We start from the raw sequence: 2,800 nt of genomic DNA on the forward strand, positions 1-2,800 counted from the left end.
GGCTGCACCATGGGCGAGTACTTCCGCGACAACGGCATGCATGCGGTCATCATCTATGACGACTTGTCCAAGCAGGCCGTCGCCTACCGTCAGATGTCGCTCTTGCTGCGGCGTCCGCCGGGCCGCGAAGCCTATCCGGGCGACGTGTTCTATCTGCACTCGCGCCTGCTCGAGCGCGCCGCCAAGCTGAACAAGGACCAGGGCTCCGGATCGCTCACCGCGCTGCCGGTCATCGAAACCCAGGCCAACGACGTGTCGGCCTATATTCCGACCAACGTGATCTCGATCACCGACGGTCAGATCTTCCTGGAAACCGACCTGTTCTTCCAGGGCATCCGGCCCGCGGTGAACGTCGGTCTGTCGGTGTCGCGCGTCGGATCGTCGGCGCAGACCAAGGCGATGAAGAAGGTCGCCGGCAAGATCAAGGGCGAGCTGGCGCAGTACCGCGAAATGGCGGCGTTCGCGCAGTTCGGCTCCGACCTCGATGCCTCGACCCAGCGCCTGCTCAACCGCGGTTCGCGCCTGACTGAACTGCTGAAGCAGCCGCAGTTCTCGCCGCTGAAGATGGAAGAGCAGGTTTGCGTGATCTGGGCCGGCACCAACGGCTATCTCGATGCGCTTCCGCTCAACAAGGTGCGGGCCTTCGAGGACGGGCTGCTCGCGACGCTGCGCGGCAAGAACGTTGAGATTCTCAACACCATTCGCGATAGCCGCGATCTCTCCGACGACACCGCGGCGAAGCTGAAGAGCGTGGTTGAGGGTTTCGCCAAGACCTTCGCGTAACGGATCGCGCGCAACGACAAACCGATGCCCGGCGCGAGGCCGGGCACGATGATGGACAGGCTAGCGGTCTGGTCTTTGACATAAGGATCGGATCGCCGGGGTGAACGAAGAATGGCTTCACTGAAGGACATGCGGGTCCGCATCGCCTCGACCAAGGCGACGCAGAAGATCACCAAGGCGATGCAGATGGTCGCGGCCTCGAAGCTGCGCCGCGCGCAGACCGCCGCCGAAGCTGCCCGGCCCTATGCCGAAAAGATGGATGCCGTGATTTCCGGCATCGCAGCGGCCGCTGCCGGCTCGCCTGGCGCGCCGGCCTTGCTGGCCGGTACCGGCAAGGATCAGGTTCATCTGCTGCTGGTCTGCACCGGCGAGCGCGGCCTGTCCGGCGCGTTCAACTCCTCGATCGTGCGGCTTGCGCGTGAACACGCCAACAAGCTGATCGCGCAGGGCAAGGAAGTGAAGTTCTTCTGCGTCGGCCGCAAGGGCCTCGAGCAGCTCCGCCGCACCTTCGAAAAGCAGATTGTGGAGAGCGTCGAGCTGCGCTCGGTCCGTCAGCTCGGTTTTGTCAACGCCGAGGACATCGCCAACAAGGTGATCGCGCGGTTTGAAGCCGGCGAATTCGACGTCTGTACGCTGTTCTATTCGCGCTTCCGCTCGGTGATCGCCCAGATCCCGACCGCGCAGCAGATCATCCCGCTGGAAGTGGCTGCACCCTCCGCAAACGCCGGCCCCGCGGTCGCTTACGAATACGAGCCCGAGGAAGACGAAATCCTGCCGCGGCTGCTGCCGCGCAACATCGCGGTGCAGGTGTTCCGCGCGCTGCTCGAAAACAACGCTTCGTTCTATGGGGCCCAGATGAGCGCGATGGACAATGCGACCCGCAACGCGGGCGACATGATCCGCAAGCAGACGCTGGTCTACAATCGCACCCGCCAGGCGATGATCACCAAGGAACTGATCGAAATCATTTCGGGCGCCGAGGCGATCTGATGATCGCGGCGGCTGCCCTGACGTTTTAGGAATTCGAAGGAGAGAGTTATGGCCACACCAGCCAATCAGACCGGACGCGTCACGCAGGTCATCGGCGCCGTCGTCGACGTTCAGTTCGAAGGTCACCTGCCGGCAATTCTCAATTCCCTGGAAACCAAGAACGGCGGCAACCGCCTGGTTCTTGAGGTTGCCCAGCATCTCGGCGAATCCACGGTGCGCACGATCGCGATGGACACCACCGAAGGTCTGGTGCGCGGCCAGGAAGTCGCCGATACCGGCGCGCCGATCAAGGTGCCGGTCGGCGCCGGCACGTTGGGGCGCATCATCAACGTCGTCGGCGAGCCGATCGACGAAGCGGGTCCGGTTCAGGCCGAAGACATGCGCGCCATTCACCAGGAAGCGCCGCTCTATACCGATCAGTCGACCGAAGCCGAAATCCTCGTCACCGGCATCAAGGTCGTCGACCTCTTGGCGCCTTACGCCAAGGGCGGCAAGATCGGCCTGTTCGGCGGTGCCGGCGTCGGCAAGACCGTGCTGATTCAGGAGCTGATCAACAACGTCGCCAAGGCGCACGGCGGTTACTCGGTGTTCGCCGGCGTCGGCGAGCGTACCCGCGAAGGCAACGACCTCTATCACGAGTTCATCGAATCCAAGGTGAACGCCGATCCGCACAATCCGGATCCAAGCGTGAAGTCGAAGTGCGCGCTGGTGTTCGGCCAGATGAACGAGCCGCCGGGCGCGCGCGCCCGCGTCGGCCTCACCGGTCTGACGGTTGCCGAGCACTTCCGCGATCAGGGTCAGGACGTGCTGTTCTTCGTCGACAACATCTTCCGCTTCACCCAGGCCGGCTCCGAGGTGTCGGCGCTGCTCGGCCGCCTGCCCTCGGCGGTGGGCTACCAGCCGACGCTGGCGACCGACATGGGCGCGCTGCAAGAGCGCATCACCACGACGACCAAGGGCTCGATCACTTCGGTGCAGGCGATCTACGTCCCGGCCGACGACTTGACCGATCCGGCGCCGGCGACGT

Annotated in this window: 2 protein-coding genes and 1 pseudogene; all 3 read left to right on the forward strand. The window is 64.1% G+C overall.

From position 1 onward, the window contains the following. A pseudogene (locus VFL62_RS23435) lies at positions 1-783 on the forward strand (F0F1 ATP synthase subunit alpha); the annotation flags it as partial. 111 nt (positions 784-894) lie between these two features. After that, on the forward strand, positions 895-1,773 hold the full coding sequence (locus VFL62_RS23440; protein ID WP_325174778.1) for a F0F1 ATP synthase subunit gamma: 879 nt from the start codon (positions 895-897) through the stop codon (positions 1,771-1,773). Between the two features lie 48 nt (positions 1,774-1,821). Then, on the forward strand, positions 1,822-2,800 hold a 979-nt coding region (gene atpD / locus VFL62_RS23445), incomplete at its 3' end, for a F0F1 ATP synthase subunit beta (RefSeq protein ID WP_325174779.1).

The sequence above is a fragment of the Bradyrhizobium sp. genome (assembly GCF_035701725.1).
GTDB lineage: Bacteria > Pseudomonadota > Alphaproteobacteria > Rhizobiales > Xanthobacteraceae > Bradyrhizobium.

Coding starts and splice junctions, on each gene's coding strand:
- VFL62_RS23440 (WP_325174778.1), top strand. CDS start 895: ATGGCTTCACTGAAGGACATGCGGGTCCGCATCGCCTCGACCAAGGCG.